Annotated in this window: 15 protein-coding genes and 1 tRNA gene; 4 read left to right on the plus strand and 12 right to left on the minus strand. The window is 53.7% G+C overall.

Going from position 1 to position 16118, the window contains the following annotated elements:
• Positions 1-121 precede the first annotated feature (121 nt).
• The 7 genes from ACN082_RS04915 to ACN082_RS04945 all read right to left on the minus strand — a co-directional run bounded on the left by ACN082_RS04915 (position 122) and on the right by ACN082_RS04945 (position 5824).
• Entirely contained in the window at positions 122-802 is a 681-nt protein-coding gene (locus ACN082_RS04915) for a hypothetical protein (RefSeq protein WP_419099726.1), read from the minus strand.
• 5 nt (positions 803-807) lie between these two features.
• Positions 808-1257, minus strand: a complete 450-nt coding sequence (locus ACN082_RS04920; protein ID WP_419099727.1) for a hypothetical protein — start codon at positions 1255-1257, stop codon at positions 808-810.
• 69 nt (positions 1258-1326) lie between these two features.
• A complete protein-coding gene (locus tag ACN082_RS04925; protein WP_419099728.1) occupies positions 1327-2382 on the minus strand; it encodes a hypothetical protein in 1056 nt (351 codons plus the stop codon).
• Positions 2383-2434: 52 nt separating this feature from the next.
• A complete protein-coding gene (locus ACN082_RS04930) occupies positions 2435-3970 on the minus strand; it encodes a hypothetical protein (protein WP_419099729.1) in 1536 nt (511 codons plus the stop codon).
• Positions 3967-4224 carry a hypothetical protein gene (locus ACN082_RS04935; RefSeq protein ID WP_419099730.1) on the minus strand — a complete coding sequence of 86 codons (258 nt, stop codon included), beginning with the start codon at positions 4222-4224 and terminating at the stop codon, positions 3967-3969. Before ACN082_RS04935 ends, ACN082_RS04930 begins: the two co-directional genes overlap by 4 nt.
• 152 nt (positions 4225-4376) lie before the next feature.
• Positions 4377-5480 carry a hypothetical protein gene (locus tag ACN082_RS04940; RefSeq protein ID WP_419099731.1) on the minus strand — a complete coding sequence of 368 codons (1104 nt, stop codon included), beginning with the start codon at positions 5478-5480 and terminating at the stop codon, positions 4377-4379.
• 258 nt (positions 5481-5738) lie between these two features.
• A tRNA-Leu gene (locus tag ACN082_RS04945) sits at positions 5739-5824 on the minus strand.
• A gap of 181 nt (positions 5825-6005) precedes the next feature.
• Between ACN082_RS04945 and pepN the strand changes: the two genes are divergently transcribed.
• Together pepN and ACN082_RS04955 are read left to right on the plus strand one after the other, a co-directional pair.
• Positions 6006-8651, plus strand: a complete 2646-nt coding sequence (gene pepN / locus ACN082_RS04950; RefSeq protein WP_419099732.1) for an aminopeptidase N — start codon at positions 6006-6008, stop codon at positions 8649-8651.
• 151 nt (positions 8652-8802) lie between these two features.
• Positions 8803-9981 carry a hypothetical protein gene (locus tag ACN082_RS04955; protein ID WP_419099733.1) on the plus strand — a complete coding sequence of 393 codons (1179 nt, stop codon included), beginning with the start codon at positions 8803-8805 and terminating at the stop codon, positions 9979-9981.
• A gap of 81 nt (positions 9982-10062) precedes the next feature.
• On the opposite strand, the gene ACN082_RS04960 is transcribed toward ACN082_RS04955, so the two are convergent.
• The 4 genes from ACN082_RS04960 to ACN082_RS04975 form a co-directional block, all read right to left on the minus strand.
• Positions 10063-11223, minus strand: coding sequence for an LCP family protein (locus ACN082_RS04960; RefSeq protein WP_419099734.1), 1161 nt, complete (start codon positions 11221-11223; stop codon positions 10063-10065).
• Positions 11224-11383: 160 nt separating this feature from the next.
• The gene (locus ACN082_RS04965) at positions 11384-11641 is read right to left on the minus strand and encodes a type B 50S ribosomal protein L31 (protein WP_083091002.1); all 258 of its coding nucleotides are present in this window, start codon (positions 11639-11641) and stop codon (positions 11384-11386) included.
• 155 nt (positions 11642-11796) lie between these two features.
• Positions 11797-12681: a TrmH family RNA methyltransferase gene (locus ACN082_RS04970; protein WP_419099735.1), complete on the minus strand. Its 885-nt coding sequence runs from the start codon at positions 12679-12681 to the stop codon at positions 11797-11799.
• A gap of 3 nt (positions 12682-12684) precedes the next feature.
• The gene (locus ACN082_RS04975; RefSeq protein ID WP_419099736.1) at positions 12685-13470 is read right to left on the minus strand and encodes an ABC transporter ATP-binding protein; all 786 of its coding nucleotides are present in this window, start codon (positions 13468-13470) and stop codon (positions 12685-12687) included.
• 133 nt (positions 13471-13603) lie between these two features.
• On the opposite strand from ACN082_RS04975, the gene serB reads away from it, so the two are divergent.
• Entirely contained in the window at positions 13604-14542 is a 939-nt protein-coding gene (serB, locus tag ACN082_RS04980) for a phosphoserine phosphatase SerB (protein ID WP_419099737.1), read from the plus strand.
• Between the two features lie 4 nt (positions 14543-14546).
• Entirely contained in the window at positions 14547-15269 is a 723-nt protein-coding gene (locus ACN082_RS04985; protein WP_419099738.1) for a lysostaphin resistance A-like protein, read from the plus strand.
• Positions 15270-15360: 91 nt separating this feature from the next.
• Here the strand turns inward: ACN082_RS04985 and ACN082_RS04990 are convergent, their stop codons facing one another.
• Positions 15361-16101 carry an SDR family oxidoreductase gene (locus ACN082_RS04990; protein ID WP_419099739.1) on the minus strand — a complete coding sequence of 247 codons (741 nt, stop codon included), beginning with the start codon at positions 16099-16101 and terminating at the stop codon, positions 15361-15363.
• Positions 16102-16118: the final 17 nt, after the last annotated feature.

Consider the following 16118-nt stretch of genomic DNA (forward strand, 5'->3'; position numbering starts at 1 on the left):
TGCTGAGCCTTTCGGCTGAGCTGGCAACGAGTAATAACTATACGCAGAAGAACCGAGGTCTGCAAGTTTTCAGCCCCGAAAAGCGGGTGACGTGCCACACTCTAGAAATGTATTCGTGCACCTAAACTGCCCCAAGGCCCTGTACACACAAACCCCACACATAGTGAATCAACATATTCAATGACAAAGAATCCTCAGCTTGCAACACCAATCTATTCCGCGCCCCCTCAGCCTCAGCGACCCCCTTGAGCCGCCATAATGCACCGTGGCGATAGAAAATATTCACGTCCCCAGGCAGGGCACTACTGCTAACTCTCCACCCTCGGGAGTCAATAGAAAACACCGAAGCAGCCAAATCTTCTGCATCAGCACTCACAAGAGCATCATCAGGCACAGCAACCACCGGCATGTCCACCCACGCCAACACATGTTGCAAGGCATTCTCAGCAGTAGTACGCGAGAGAATGCACTCACCACTAGCAACACCCTGAGCATTAATAATTCGCGCCCACACGACACATTCTGCTCTGCCAAAGAACACATGAATCGCATTCTCTTCAAGAGCATGAACCTGTCTAACTACCAGCTGTTGGACAGGATCACTGACAATACCGACAAGGCGCTGCCCAGCTACAGTTAGTCCACCCTCGGGAGCCATAATCCCAGCGTCCTTTAAAGACTCCATGACGCTTGCCGCCAGAGGAGCTTGAGGCTCTCTACCAGAACCGCTCGGCCTCAAATAGCTTATTGTCTGAGCAGGAAGTTTCAATGTCTGTTCAAAATCAGTATTAGCTAACAACATAGTTCTTATTTCTCATAGAACGAGTACTGGTAAAGACGCGCTGCAGGCGAAAAAGATTCGATCAGGTGGTGACTCAGGGCAAGCCCAGTGTCAAGTAAAGCAAGAGGCGCTGTCACCGTGATCACGGTGGCTACCCCTTGGTTGATGGTGTATAACTGAAAACTAGCAACCACAGAATCTTTACCACTCATAGTGTGTACGGCCAACACCACTGTTTCAGACTCAGTCGCGTAAGTGCGTTGCCCCAAAAATACTACAGTGTGCGGCGCATAGGCTTGCTCAAGAGCCTCGATTTGACATGAAACGTACGTTTCTAGTTCTTGTAGCTGATCCGGTGGGCTTTCCACCGTCACCACAATGTTCAGGCCCTTGAGGTGTTCTTCGGTGGCGTGCGCAATCATTACCGCATATTCATGCGGGGCAAAATCGACCTCCCAGTTCCCGGGCAGATTCATGCTCACCCCGCTAGTGGGTTCTATATATAGATTCATCCTATTTTTTGCTCCTACTCGACATCAGAAACCTCATCTAGTCCCCACCGACGAAAAATACTCCCCCTGCCCCCGCACCGACACCACAGAACCCTCCACCACAGACCCCTCACCCACAAAACTCCTACGAACCACCTGCGACGACGACAAAGGCAACAACCTCCTCCGATCCAAAGCCCTCACCAAACCACCAGAACGCACCTTCACCCGAGTCCACCACCCCACCTCAGAAACAAACACAAAACACTCACCACCCACCGGCTCACCAATCACCACCTCCAAAGCACCAGAATCCAACACCCGCAACCGCACATCACCAGAACACACATTCGCAAAAGACGCCACCCACGAATGCCTACGCACATAATCCTCCCCCGGCACCTGCACCGCAGTCAGACGATGATAATCCACAAAAAGCTCCACCACCCGCGAACGCGTCTGCTCCAAATTCGGCTCCTGCGGAAAATACATCGACTTACGATAAACCAAATCCTCCTGACCCAAATACTGGGCAGGAACCTCACCAGTAAAGGTAAAAGGACCCCTTATCGTCCCCCGCAACACAAAACGATGAGTCGGATTCGAAGGAATCTGCTGCTGATACAACCTGAAACTAGTATGCGTATTCGTAAAAGCAGCAATCTCTGTAACATAAGGCTGATTCGTAGTACGCAGGTTAGTAATGGGCTCCTCAGCAGGGGCCGTCTTGGTCGGGATACGGTAGCTACGAGCAGCATGAATATGATGCTTATCTTTCTGCCGGTACCAGGCATAAAGAGTGTGCTGGGTTTCTCGCCACCAGCGGGGACGGTAGCCGATGAAAGGAGCCGGAGAAAAGAGGATGATGAGCCAGTTCAGAAGCATCCAAGCAACAGCAACTATCCCTAAACCAGTAAAAACCAATGAATAAGATAGTTGCCCCCCAAAGTAGTCCGCAATTCCGCTCAAGAATAAACCTAGAAAGAAAATTCCCATGGGTCCTAGGATAAATAGGTAGTAGTCCATCCAGTAGGGGTCCTGACTGAGAGCGTAGGCGCGGTTTTTACCTGTGCTCAATAGAATCCAGCCACCAAGTGATATAGCTGTCATTACTAGGCACATCCATAGTGCAGGAGTCATCTCAAAAGCTGTCACAGTTCATTTATCCTTTTACGGCATTAAAAATTTGACCGAATTTATCTGCTGCATAATCATCAAATCCAACTTTCTTAGCGGCTTCCTCACCGGTCCAACCGCCAACAACACCACCGATGATACCGCCAACAACACCACCAACGGCCGTGCCCAACCCAGGCACCACAGAGCCCAATGTAGCACCCAAAGCCGCACCACTAGCAGCACCAGCCACCATACCAGTACCAGTCGTAGCGAGGCTCGCGCCCACAGCACGAGCACGCTTTTCGCCTTCAGACGACGACTGATGCTTATCATCCTTATAGTACTCAGAGTAGTTCGTAGCACCGCTAATAAGATTGCCTACTAGAGGAATCCTTTTACTGACCTTAGCCACCATAGGCATATGCTTAGCAAAAGCCCCCACCTTGCCACCAACATTCTCAGACAGATACTTAGCATTAGCGGCAATAACATTCTTTGAGTCGCCCATCTTCTTAAAATCTTTATTCAGGGCACTAATAGGTAATGAATACTTAGAAAATACTCCTCTCACAGATTCAGCCATGCCCGCAGCAAGCTCATTCGTGTTTCCCATCAAGCGACGAGTCCCTCTATCAAGATTCTTTGCGTTCGCCTCCAGACATTTCTTGAAAAAGCCTTCTAAATCTTTTCCCTTAAGTTTGCTCCCAACAAATCCCGAAGCAATTTTTACCTTTTCCTTAATGGGGTTTGGGAAGTAAATATTATCAGCAAAACCAAACATCTTAGACAGCGCCGTGGACTTACCAGCACCAGAGCCAGCCCCCAGACCTAAGCGAAACGATGACAGAGCTTTTTCGACTCCACCAATACCAGCAAAGAGCAAATCATTATAGAAGAAAGAAGCTTTAACAGTTCCATCACCTTGGAAAGGCAACACCGAATCAGCAAAGTTCAGAATTCCAGCTTTATCAGGATGAGCACTCTGAAGCCCACCAATCCAGCTTGCAATCTGACGCCCCAAAGGACTCTGGGAATTAGTAGTAGCACTAATCGAAATGAACTCAGGGCTATGGTAAGCACCTTTAAAAGAATTCACCTGAAAATCATAACTAATTTTAAGATTACTAAAAACACTTCGAGCCATAGCAAGATCCAACTGGGCATTCGAAACTGCTTCTTGCAAAGATTTTTGTTTACCTTCAGTTGCCGAATCTTTATTTTCTTTCCGAGAAAGTCCCTCAAGTTGTTTCTGAGAAGAACTAATAGATTCTTGGGCAGCCCCAGCCTGTTTAGCTAAATCTGACGCTAACTTTTGCAAACTTTCCAGCTCTGCTGCCCAAGCCGAACACAGTCGCTCTAGTTCATCACACCCTTGTTGAGCTTTAGTAAAAGCTGACTCAGTCTCACCCATAGCCGCATCGAAATTCTTAGCGGAGTTACCCAGAGCTTCGCTGGAAGGCTTTTGGACACCGCTTAGAGCATCAGCTGCATCCCGCCAATAATTAGCAAGATTCTTGAAGTCCTGTGGACTACCTTTAAACTGCTCTCCGCCAAGAGCGCTCCAGTTCTCTCCGCTCACTTATTTGCCCCAATCTGATCCGCAGTCTTCATATTTTTTTGAACAAGCTCAATAGCATCCTTGAGCGAGTTCAACTCAGTATGAGTGGTGGTCATTTTAGAAGACCAAATGCCATGTTCACCTTCAACAGTGCCACTGGCTCCCCCGTAGTCACCGCTCGGGGGGTTACCTATGCGTTCAAGGATACGCATAGCATCACCGGTAGTTTTCTTCCACGCGTCAAAGTCTTCTGAAGATATTTTCAGAGAAGTCATCAGCACATTTCCATTCTGCTATGGAGGCAATCTACAGTGCATACTAGCATCGAAGAATCTATCAAGAGTCAAAATTACTCAGCTACTCCATAAAGGCACGTCTTCCTCGTGCCACCCATAGAAAAGACTCAGACCCCACGACGCCCACAACCTCATCTAGTCCCCACCGACGAAAAATACTCCCCCTGCCCCCGCACCGACACCACAGAACCCTCCACCACAGACCCCTCACCCACAAAACTCCTACGAACCACCTGCGACGACGACAAAGGCAACAACCTCCTCCGATCCAAAGCCCTCACCAAACCACCAGAACGCACCTTCACCCGAGTCCACCACCCCACCTCAGAAACAAACACAAAACACTCACCACCCACCGGCTCACCAATCACCACCTCCAAAGCACCAGAATCCAACACCCGCAACCGCACATCACCAGAACACACATTCGCAAAAGACGCCACCCACGAATGCCTACGCACATAATCCTCCCCCGGCACCTGCACCGCAGTCAGACGATGATAATCCACAAAAAGCTCCACCACCCGCGAACGCGTCTGCTCCAAATTCGGCTCCTGCGGAAAATACATCGACTTACGATAAACCAAATCCTCCTGACCCAAATACTGGGCAGGAACCTCACCAGTAAAGGTAAAAGGACCCCTTATCGTCCCCCGCAACACAAAACGATGAGTCGGATTCGAAGGAATCTGCTGCTGATACAACCTGAAACTAGTATGCGTATTCGTAAAAGCAGCAATCTCTGTAACATAAGGCTGATTCGTAGTACGCAGGTTAGTAATGGGCTCCTCAGCAGGGGCCGTCTTGGTCGGGATACGGTAGCTACGAGCAGCATGAATATGATGCTTATCTTTCTGCCGGTACCAGGCATAAAGAGTGTGCTGGGTTTCTCGCCACCAGCGGGGACGGTAGCCGATGAAAGGAGCCGGAGAAAAGAAAGTTCCCGCCCAGGTAAGGGTTAACCACGCCATAGAGCCGATTCCTAGCAAACCAATTGCCAAAGCCATCACATTTTTATTCCCCCAGTGCTCTATCATGAGGGAGGAAATTAATGTCCCAAGAAAAAATAGCCCAGAACCCCCTAAAATAAAAAGGTAGAGGTCCATCCAGAAAGGGTCTTGTGTGAGGGCGTAGGAGCGGTTTTTACCTGCTCCCAGTAAAGCCCACCCTCCAAGGCCGATAACGGTTAAAACTATCCACAAGAGATAGGCAGGAGTTACGTCAAAAAGATTCATCTGATATGTTCACCCTTTTAGTCCGTTATAGATATTCCCGAATAAATTGGCCATTCCATCATCAAATCCAACTTTCTTAGCGGCTTCCTCACCGGCCCAACCGCCAACAACACCACCAACGGCTGTGCCCAACCCAGGCACCACAGAACACACCATACCCACCCCCAGAGCATCTCCTCTTCACAGCCGCACAAAAAACCCGGGCTCAAGAGAAAACTCTCGAACCCGGGCTCATAGTCTTAGAACAAAGACTCTTTGTGCGCGAGGGGGGACTTGAACCCCCACCCTCTAATACGAGGACTAGCACCTCAAGCTAGCGCGTCTGCCTATTCCGCCACCCGCGCAAGGTGACTTCCCGGCCCGCTTGGGCCAGAAAAGCAACAAAAAATAAGATACACCGTTCGGTAGGCGCACCGCAAATCGGCTCCCCCAAAAACAATGACACCGCACGGCTACCGCTTCACTCTAGCGACAGCCCGCGCGGGGTGTTAGACCTCCGGTAGCCCGCGACCTACCATAGGTGATGTGAATAACGAAAACTTAAGCCAGCAAGAGGCCGCCGAGCGCGCCGCCCTCATCACCGTTGATACCTACGATGTCCACATCGACCTGACCCACGCAGCGGCAGGTTTTGAGACTTTCCCAGTCGCTACCACCGTCCGTTTCACCGCTGCTGCCGGCCAATCAACCTTCATCGACTACATTCACCAGGCGGTAGATTCCGTCAAGCTCAACGGTGACACCCTCCCCCTGGACGACGTAGTCCAAGGTTCCCGCATTACACTACCCAACCTTGAAAAAGAGAACATCCTCACCATCAAGGGCCGCTCCTACTACAGCCGCTCGGGTGAAGGCCTCCACCGCTACACCGACCCAGCCGATAACCGCACCTACCTCTACACCCAGTACGAACCGGCAGACTGCCGCAGAGTCTTCCCCTGCTTTGAACAGCCCGACCTCAAAGCAGTCTTCAACTTCCGTGTAACAGCACCCAAAACCTGGGTTGTCTCCTCCAACGCAGAACTAGATAGGGAACTAGAAGACCCCTCAGACTCAACCATCAGCAAACGAGTGTTCAAGCCGACTGCCAGGATTTCCACCTACATCACCGCAATCCTTGCCGGCGAGTATTTTGTCGCCCGTGATACCTACTCCCCCAAGTCCTCGGTCAACTCCGGCAAGATCCCTCTGGTCGCCTACTGCCGCCAGTCCCTGGCAGAACACTTTGACCACGACAACATCTTCGCGGTCACCAAGCAGGGCCTTGACTTCTTCCAAGAGCTCTTCGATTACCCCTACCCCTACCCCAAGTACGAGCAGGCCTTTGTGCCCGAATACAACCTGGGTGCCATGGAAAACCCCGGGCTGGTGACCTTTACCGAAAACTACATTTTTGTCTCCGGTGCCGACCAGTCCCAGCTAGAGAGCAGGGCCAACGTCATCTGCCACGAGATGAGCCACATGTGGTTTGGTGACCTGGTCACCATGAAGTGGTGGAAGGACCTCTGGCTCAAAGAATCATTCGCTGACTTTATGGGCCACCTGGGCGCGGCAGAAGCCAACGGCTACAAAGAATCATGGGTCACCTTCGCCAATTCACGCAAGGCCTGGGCCTACCGGCAGGACCAGCTACCCACCACCCACCCCATCGTGGCAGAGATACCCCACCTCGAAGCGGCCCGCCAAAACTTTGACGGTATCACCTACGCCAAGGGCGCATCGGCTCTCAAACAGCTCGTAGCCTACGTCGGCTTTGATGAGTTTATTGCCGCCGCCCGTCTCTACTTCAAGCGTCATGCGTGGGGTAACACCACCCTGGACGACTTCCTGGCGGCACTCGATGAGGTCTCCGACCGCGATGTACGGTCCTGGGCCGATGCCTGGCTGCTGACCAGCGGGCTATCCGAGCTTTCCTGCCGTCTGGTCCGCGATGAACAGGGCAACCCAGCTACGCTTACAGTTCAGCAGGTTCTACCGCCCCAGGTGCCCGCATCTATCGGTCGCCCCCACAGGCTCCAGCTTGCAACACTGGCTCTCGCCCATGGGCGGCTTACCCAGACTGCCAGCATCCCCCTTGAGATGCCCGCAGGAACAGAAGAAGCACAGGTAAAACTTTCAGCCGACGAGCTTGCCCAGGTAGCCGATGCCGCCGTGCTGCTTCTCAACGCGGAAGACCTCACCTACGCCAAGGTCGCTCTGACCGAGCAGACCGGACTGTCCACTGCTCTTAGACACGTTTCTACCCTTGAGGACCCACTTAGCCGTGGCCTGCTCTGGGGCAGCTTCTGGAACATGACCAGAGACAGCAAGCTCGAGGCCAGCCGCTTCGTCACCGCTGTCTGCCAGGCTCTCCCCCTGGAAAAGTCTGCGACGCTCCTCTCCAATATTGTGGCTCAGGCTCAATCAGCTATCTCCCTTTACACACCGCAGGATCAGCGGAGCCTACTATGGGATGCCCTCTTCCGGGCCCTGCTCTCAGCCCTCGAAACAGCGACCCCCGGGAGCGATGAACAGCTCATCATGGTTCGTACCGCTCTCAGTCTTGCAAGCCACACGAGGCTGGGCTCCGACTTTGCACGCGATGTTGCCCGGGGTGCCTACGGCCCGGTAGATGGACATATCCCCCAGGCCCCCGGTGTGCGCTACAACCAGACTCTGGGCTGGAAGGCACTAAACGCGCTTGCTGTGAACCAGCAGGTGACGGAGCAGGAGCTGGACCAGGCCCGTAGCTACTGCCCCTCAGCCACCGCCGAACGTGGTTACGCTTTTGCCCTGGCAGCGTTGCCCACTGCAGAAGCCAAGGCAAAGGCTTGGCAAGCTGTCACCGGCAACCCCGATCTTTCTAACGACCTTCTCTCTGCTACAGCCGCAGGTTTCCAGCAGGGCCCAGAAAGCCTGCGCACAGAATACCGTTCCCCTTATTTTGAGCTTCTGGCTCAGACCTGGAGTGAACGTTCTGGCGGAATGGCAACCCGGATTATTCGTGGGCTTTACCCCGCGGTAGAACTTGCTGAGGGAAGGCTAGATAACCACCCGGTTATCACCGCCACCAAGGACTGGCTATCTCAGAACCAAGACGCGCCAACAGCACTGGTGCGCCTCATCCGAGAACTACTCGATGATGCCCAACGCATTTTAGCGGCCCAGGAATTCAACACAGCGAGCAGCTAAAAAGTCTTACGAGAGTTGCCTCACTCCATCCGTGTTCAAGGCTGAGAATATCGAAAGAAAGCCGGTTTTGGTGGGCTAGATTGCGAACCAAAACCGGCGCTTTCGTGAGAAGCTATAGAGAGTAAGTTTTGCAGGGAAATAGGAGCTGGCAGTGACGGAATATACGCTGGGCGATCGTGGCACCGTACATATCATCACCGATGACTATTACGACGCCGAAATTCTTCATATTTTTGAAGAATTATTGATTGACCGGGAGCAGGTTTGGAACGGCGATGTTCGCCTGGTCCCTGAGCCGGATAACCCCTACCAGCCTTACGCTATCGCGGTCTACGTCGACGATCTCAAAGTAGGTCGCATGAGCCCAGAAGACTCCGAAGCCTACTGGAACCCCATCTGCCGCGTTGTTGCCTCAGGCTACGATGCCACTGCGCGGCTTCAGCTCACCGCTGTTCTGCGTGGAGTCACCGGCGACACCTATATCGAAAGTGCCGGTCTGCTTTCGCTGAGTGCACCGGGCTCGCTCTTCCCCCTCAACCAGGCGCCCACCCAGGCAGCGCTCCTGCCCCAGGGAGCCTCCATGAAGGTTCTCGACGAAAAAGACTACTCCGAGTACCTCCATGAGATCCTCCCTCCCTCCGGCGAGGGCCGCGTCATTCTCTCCCTTGAGAACAACCAGATCAAACTTGCCGATGGCCGTACCGTTGACTCAGTTGATGTGCTCCATGACCGTAAGGTTGTTGGTCGGCTCTCAACACAGATTTCGGAGCAGCTAGCACCCGTTATCCGCCATGCCTATGAACACAACAAGCTCACCAGCGCCTGGGGAACTATTCGCGGTAACGCTTTTGAACTCTCGCTCACCGTTCAGGCTGTGCGCCCCTCCGAGATTACTCAGGAGTGGTTCAATGAGCTACCCAACTTCCTGCCCGAGCTTCTTCCCGAGGCTGACGAGTACGATGTACCCGATGCTTTCGTGCCCTCCGAGGGCGAAGCCAACCGTGAAAGTGCACCCAAGAAAAAGCGCTCCCTGATTCCCGGTCGTTCAGCCTCAGTTGCCGACACGGCCAACCACGAATCGGTTATCTGGAAGGATCAGGACGAATCCGACTACCCGGCACCCCCATTGGGCCTCCAGAGGATTTCAGTGCTCATGGGAATCCTGGGCGGCCTGATTCTGACTGCCGGCCTGGTCATGATTTTCTTCAAGCCCATGCTTGGTATCCTGGGCCTTGTTCTGGGGGCCTCTATCGCCTTCCTTGCGCTCTTCTACGGTCGCGACAATAGCTACGACGAAGAAGAAGTCTCCGAGGACCCGCTCGAACACTAAGCTTTTTTGTTGAGACAAAAATATTGAGGGCCCCAGTAAGGGGCCCTCAATATTTTTTAATCAGTTGCCGCGCCCTACTGTTTAGTCAGCACCGTAGGTAGCGATGTAGTTTGGCATAGTATCGGTCTGTAGTGCGTGGGATAGAGCGCTGGTAGCTGCCGCATCAAGCACAACAATTGACTGCCCGTCCCATGACCAGCCGGTGCCAGCGTTGGGAAGAGTCAATGAGACAAGCTGGGTGTTGCCGTTGGACAGAACCGGCTGAGCAATTCCAACAATAGCTGCGGGTGAAAGCCCCGAGTCAACCTTCATGTAGGGCGAAACGGACTCGATAACCGGAAGTAGCTTGGCAGCAGAGCTCAAAGCGCCCTCAGAACGCAGCTGATTGTAGACACCGCGCAGGAAGGCGCGCTGGTTACGAACACGCTGGTAGTCACCGTCGCTGAAGTTGTAACGTTCCCTGACATAAACAAGGGCTTGTCCGCCAGTCATGGTCTGGGGTCCAGCAGCGAAGGAGTAGCCTGGAGCGCTAGCCTTAAAAGCCAGGGGAACATCAACGGTGACGCCACCTAAAGTGTCGACAAGCGCCTTGAAACCCTCGAAATCAATCTCTGCTACGTGGTCCATCTGCATGCCCAGGAGCTGTTCGATGGTTGCTACCTGTAGGTCAACGCCACCGTAGTTCAGGCCAGCATTCACCTTGTGGGAACCATAGCCGGGGATGTTAACCCAGGTATCGCGCATGATTGAGATCAGGTAGGCGGCTGAGCCGTCTTCGGGGATGTGGAGCACCATGATGCTGTCTGCACGGGCACCGGTCACGTACTGAGCTTCCGCTCCGCTTCTCTGATCGGAGCCCAGTAGGAGGATGTCGGTGGAGTTGGTGTTGGCGGGACGGCTGGTAACAGCACCGCCCTCCACCTTATCGAGAATGCCATCGCCATCGGAGTCGCCCTCAGAGATATTCTCTTTCAGGCTAGCCCCTGACTCATTAGTAATTTCTTCTGGGGCTTTGGTTGCTTTATCAACCATCTCTTGAAGCTGGTCGTTGTGCACGGTGTTCACCGAGCCATCTTCATTGGGCATAGCGTTCTCAATAGTTTCGGCTTTATTCCAAGCCTTGTTAATCATGAGTAAATACCCACCGGCAGCCAAGGCCGGAACCAGAATAAGGCACAGCAGAATAATCCACAGTGCTTTTTTTCGTTTTTTCTGAGGTTGACCCTCAACCGCCTTGGACACGGTACCTCCCTATAGTTATTTCACAGTGAGCGCCTTTGGGGGTTGGCGCAAAGCGAATCGACCCTAATTCTACGCAGTGAACCTACAAAAACACCCCGCAAGGAGTGAAAAATCGCCGTTGCGGGGTGTGATGTTAAGCGAGAAAGCCTGTGGCCTGCGCTTAGGCCTTCTTGCCGAAGTTTGCGAAGCGAGCGTTGAAGCGCTCAACACGGCCAGCGGCGTCCATGATGCGCTGCTTACCGGTGTAGAAGGGGTGTGAAGCCGATGAGATTTCAACTTCTACGAGGGGGTACTCGTTGCCGTCTTCCCACTTTTCGGTCTTCTGAGAAGTCATGGTGGACTTGGTCAGGAAGGTCTCGCCAGAAGCGAGGTCGCGGAACAGAACGTAGTTGTATTCAGGGTGGATGCCAGCCTGCATGATATATACCTTCTTCGTGCCCTGGATTTTGCCAGTGCATATCTTGTAGCTACCGGGGCGGGTGCCTACCGGTGGTTGCGGTTTACAACCGAGGCACCACTCTACCACTCTTTGGGCAAACTAGAGCCCCAGGAGGGCCGGTTGTTCATCACTCTTTAGGAGTTCAGGTGAGACTGGGGCCGGGTTTCCCAGAAAGCCACCGCACTAGCTGCGGCGACATTGAGTGAATCAACGCCGTGGCTCATGGGAATAATGACGGTGTGCTGGGTCTTAGCCAGCGTTGAGGCGGCAAGGCCGTGCCCTTCTGATCCCAGAATCAGGGCAAGTTTCTCTGGCCGTTTTTCCGCCAGTTGGGTAAGGGTCAGGGAGTCTTCTTTGAGAGCCAGCGCTGCTGTCACGAACCCGGCCTTGTGTAAGGTTTCTAGCGCATGGGGCCAGGACTCAAGTCGAGCCCAGGGAACCTGGAACACAGTTCCCATAGAGACCCTGATAGACCGCCGGTAAAGAGGATCAGCGCAGCGGGGCGTTACCAGCACAAGGTCGACGTTGAGGGCGGCGGCAGAGCGGAAAATAGCCCCCACATTGGTGTGATCAACGATGTCTTCAAGAACAGCGACCCGCTGGACGTTCTCAAGCAGGTCTGCCAAGGCGGTCGGTTTGGGGCGTGCCATAGCTGCCAGGGCACCCCGGTGTAGAGCGAAGCCAGTCACCGCTTCCAGTTCAGCTTCTGTTCCAAGATAAGCAGGTACCTCGGGGTGGGCGCTGAGAACATCATAGAGGTCATCAGCCCACTTCTCACTCAGTATGAGCGAAAGAGGGCGGTGCCCAGCGGCTAGGGCACGGCGAATTACCTTAGACGATTCAGCAATATAGATACCCCACTCAGGTTCTTTCTGGGAGCGCAGCTTCACGTCGGTGAGCGAGGTGTAGTAGCGTGTCTCAGCTTCAGGGGCCTCAGCCAGCGCGCGAGCGTTGGGCAGAGCCCAGACTCGCTCGGCGCGCTCAGTAATCTGCTCCGGGCTCAGTTGCTTGGGTTTCATGCTTTAGCGAGCAAAGGCTGAGTAGCGACCACCGGGGTGAACTGTGAGGTCAAGATCCATTCCGTAGGTAGCTGAGACGTTCTCCTGCGTCAGAGTGCTCTCGATAGACCCAGCGGCAACAACTTGGCCGTCGCGCAGCAGGAGGGCGTGCGTGAAGCCCGCAGGGATTTCTTCAAGATGGTGAGTTACCAGAATAGTTGCGGGGGCATAAGGGTCCTGAGCGAGATGGGTCAGACGCTTAACGAGGTCCTCCCGCCCAGCAATATCCATGCCCGCACCGGGTTCATCGAGAATCAGCATTTCGGGGTCGGTCATCAGCGCACGAGCAATCAGAACGCGCTTCTTCTCACCCTCAGAAAGTGACCCGAAAGTTCGGTCAGCCAGGTGAGCTACTCCCCAGTCCTCAAGCAGAGCAAGCCCCTGATTATCGTCAAAGGAATCGTACTCTTCATTCCAACGGCCTGATACACCGTAAGCTGCAGTAATAACGACGTTTAGGGCTGTTTCGTTGCCGGGAATCTGAGCAGCTACCGGAGCAGATGAAAGCCCAATCCGTGGGCGCAGTTCAAAGACATCAACCGCACCAAGAATTTCGTCCAAAATATCTACCTCACCATGCGTGGGGTGCAGACGCGCTGCTGCAATGGAGAGCAAGGTAGTTTTGCCAGCGCCGTTAGGGCCGAGGACGACCCAGCGCTCGCCCTCATCTACCTGCCAGGTGATTTTGTCAATAAGGTTTTTGCCGTTTCGAGTAACGGTGACGTGCTTGAGATCCAGAACTGATGCCATAGCACCCAACTTTAGTACCTTTTGGGTTGACCTGCCTAGTTTGTTGCAAGGGGAGCCAAAGGGTTATATCCGTATCGCGTGTCAGAGCACTAGCTGGCAACATGGCTTAGCTGACACTTTTAGAATGGGAGCCATGAGTGTTTCTATGCGCCTTGTAGCCTTTGCCCCCGCCACTAGTAGCACGCCACCTTTTGATCAGGGTTGGTTCTTACAGGTTCTCGGTGAGGTTGAAGGCCTACAGCTGACCAACGGCAAGTCTGACTATGTGCGGGAATGCGCGGTTGCCGGTGAGCTCTCCGGGCCTGCGTATTGGGTCTACACCGCCGATGCGGAATATTCTGCCGGTGAGATTGACGGGCTCAGGCAAGAGGTCGCAGCTTTAGATACGCTCTGCGAGCGGGGGTATTACGTGAGCCTTGTTCCATGTTCCCTGACCGGTTCCGAGAAGAAACTCCTCGTTATGGACGTTGATTCGACTCTCATTGGCCAGGAGGTTATTGACGAGTTGGCGGTAGCGGCGGGCCGTGGTGCTGAGGTTGCTGCGGTGACCGAGCGGGCTATGCGCGGTGAGCTTGATTTTGAGCAATCCCTGCGCGAGCGTGTCTGCGCGCTTGCCGGTCTTAGCGAGGATGTTATTGCGCAAGTTGCTGGGAGTGTGAGGTTCTCCCCGGGGGCTCATGAGCTAGTTAGCCTGTTTTTGGAGGCAGGGCATGCCGTGTGTGTTGTTTCTGGTGGGTTTATGCAGGTGTTGGCTCCCCTGGCTGGTGAGCTCAGCCTTACCAGGTACCGGGCAAATAGGCTGGAGGTTGACGATGGGGCACTAACGGGGAAGGTTACCGGGCAGGTTGTTACCGCTGAGGTCAAGCGTGAGTCCTTGCTGGAATGGGCTCAGGAGTTTGGTGTTGATCTCTCGCAGGTGCTTGCGGTGGGTGATGGAGCCAACGATATTTTGATGCTAGGTCAGGCTGAGTTGGGTGTTGCCTACTGCGCGAAAGAAGCCCTGCGCAAGGTTGCCGATGCACAGGTCCCCTTCCCCCGCCTGGATGCTGTGCGCCATTTCGTGGGATTCTAACACTGTGAAAAGAATCAATGTCTTTGAAAGCCCTCAAGTGGTTGGGGGTAGACACTTAGGGCTTGCGGTTGCAGGTGTTATCGCTATTGTTGCGTGTGTTTTTGGGGCGGTTGTCCTTCTGTGTTTGTTCCTGCAGTGGGGGCTCCAGCTCCTGGTTCAGGCCCTTATGTTTGCGATGCTCCTTGTCGGGTGTTTTTCTTTATGCTGGTTGTTTTGGCTGAAAAAGAAATACTGTTTAAGGGCGGATGTTCTGGGCCTGAGCAAGCCTTCTTTGCGGATTCTTCATGTCTTCTGGCAGGGCCCGGTCATCTTTATAGCCGCCCTTACTTGCCAGTTATTTATTGTCTATGCGTTCGTAGATAGAGAAACGACTCCTCCAGGAAAGTCGTTAGAGACTTTGCTTTCTAGCATGCCTTCTCCCTTATCCATAGCATGCGCAGTTCTATCGATGGTTTTCTTGGGACCATTGTGGGAGGAGTTGCTTTTACGCGGATACCTTTGGGGTTGGCTACGTACTCGTTTTTCTGCAGTTCTTGCGGTTATCTTCAGTGGTGTTGTCTTCGCATTTATACACGGCCTTGGTCTGCTCATTCCTTACTATTTTGTCCTGGGTGCGGGGTTAGCCTGGCTGAGAGCTTTTCACCGCAGTATCTGGGCACCACTTATCTGTCATATCATTCTCAATGGTATGGTTGTGTTCCTAACCTTGCTAGCCTTTTCGGGGTAGAAAATCCTTATTTGGGTTACTTAGGTCCGTAGCAAAATAGGGTGTTCGCATACTGTATGCGAACACCCTTTGGGTTTGAGAGGGCTAACGTTTATTTGATGAAGCCGCCTGCTCCGCCGACCAGCTCGATATGGCCGGTTTCAACGTCGGCGGTAACCATCTTTGAGATTTCTTGAGCGAACTCGTTGACGGTGTAGAGCTTGCCGGCTTCTTCGCGGCGGGCTTCGATAGCGCCGGGGTGCAGGCGGTTGAGCAGGGCCGCCGTAACGGTGCCTTCAATCATGTCGGCAGAGACAACGACCAGCGATAGACCGCGCTCAGTCAGGGCAGGAACCTCAGCCAGCAGAGCGTCTTCACCGGCCCGCTTGGACTCTGCTACCGGCTGGTACTCGGGCATGGTTTCTACCTCACGAATGAAGTGCGCCTGGTGGCTGGTTACGAAGACGATGCGGCCGCCTTGGGTCATTTTTTCGGTGGCTAGTCGTGCCAGACGGAGCTGTGAGTCGCGGTTGAGGGTCATGGCATAGTCCTCGGGCATACCGGATTCCATACCGCCGGAGGCGTTGAGAATCAGGTAGTCCAAGGAACCGTAGGCTTCAAGGGCGGCGTCGATGAGGGCCTGAGCGTCTTCGGCCTTGGTGACGTCGCCCTGAACGGCGATGGCGGAGCCACCGGCCTCTTCAATGGTTGCCACTACTTTCTGGGCTCGGGGTGCCTTGGAGCGGTAGTTGACGACGATGTTTGCGCCCTGGGCGGCAAGAATTTGGGCGGTATCTGCGCCTACGCCGCGTGAGGAGCCGGTAATGATGATGGTTTTGTTCTGAAGTGACATGTAATTTTCTTTCTTCA

Source organism: Rothia sp. CCM 9417, assembly GCF_048513575.1.
In the GTDB taxonomy this organism is placed as follows: Bacteria; Actinomycetota; Actinomycetes; order Actinomycetales; family Micrococcaceae; genus Rothia.

What these genes read in the sequence shown, in the direction of transcription:
- ACN082_RS04925 (WP_419099728.1), bottom strand. Translation starts at nt 2,382, where the DNA reads ATGACAGCTATATCACTTGGTGGCTGGATTCTATTGAGCACAGGTAAA.
- ACN082_RS04970 (WP_419099735.1), bottom strand. Translation starts at nt 12,681, where the DNA reads ATGAAACCCAAGCAACTGAGCCCGGAGCAGATTACTGAGCGCGCCGAG.
- ACN082_RS04915 (WP_419099726.1), bottom strand. Translation starts at nt 802, where the DNA reads ATGTTGTTAGCTAATACTGATTTTGAACAGACATTGAAACTTCCTGCT.
- ACN082_RS04975 (WP_419099736.1), bottom strand. Translation starts at nt 13,470, where the DNA reads ATGGCATCAGTTCTGGATCTCAAGCACGTCACCGTTACTCGAAACGGC.
- ACN082_RS04920 (WP_419099727.1), bottom strand. Translation starts at nt 1,257, where the DNA reads ATGAATCTGCCCGGGAACTGGGAGGTCGATTTTGCCCCGCATGAATAT.
- ACN082_RS04940 (WP_419099731.1), bottom strand. Translation starts at nt 5,480, where the DNA reads ATGAATCTTTTTGACGTAACTCCTGCCTATCTCTTGTGGATAGTTTTA.
- ACN082_RS04935 (WP_419099730.1), bottom strand. Translation starts at nt 4,224, where the DNA reads ATGACTTCTCTGAAAATATCTTCAGAAGACTTTGACGCGTGGAAGAAA.
- serB (WP_419099737.1), top strand. Translation starts at nt 13,604, where the DNA reads ATGAGTGTTTCTATGCGCCTTGTAGCCTTTGCCCCCGCCACTAGTAGC.
- ACN082_RS04990 (WP_419099739.1), bottom strand. Translation starts at nt 16,101, where the DNA reads ATGTCACTTCAGAACAAAACCATCATCATTACCGGCTCCTCACGCGGC.
- ACN082_RS04965 (WP_083091002.1), bottom strand. Translation starts at nt 11,641, where the DNA reads ATGCAGGCTGGCATCCACCCTGAATACAACTACGTTCTGTTCCGCGAC.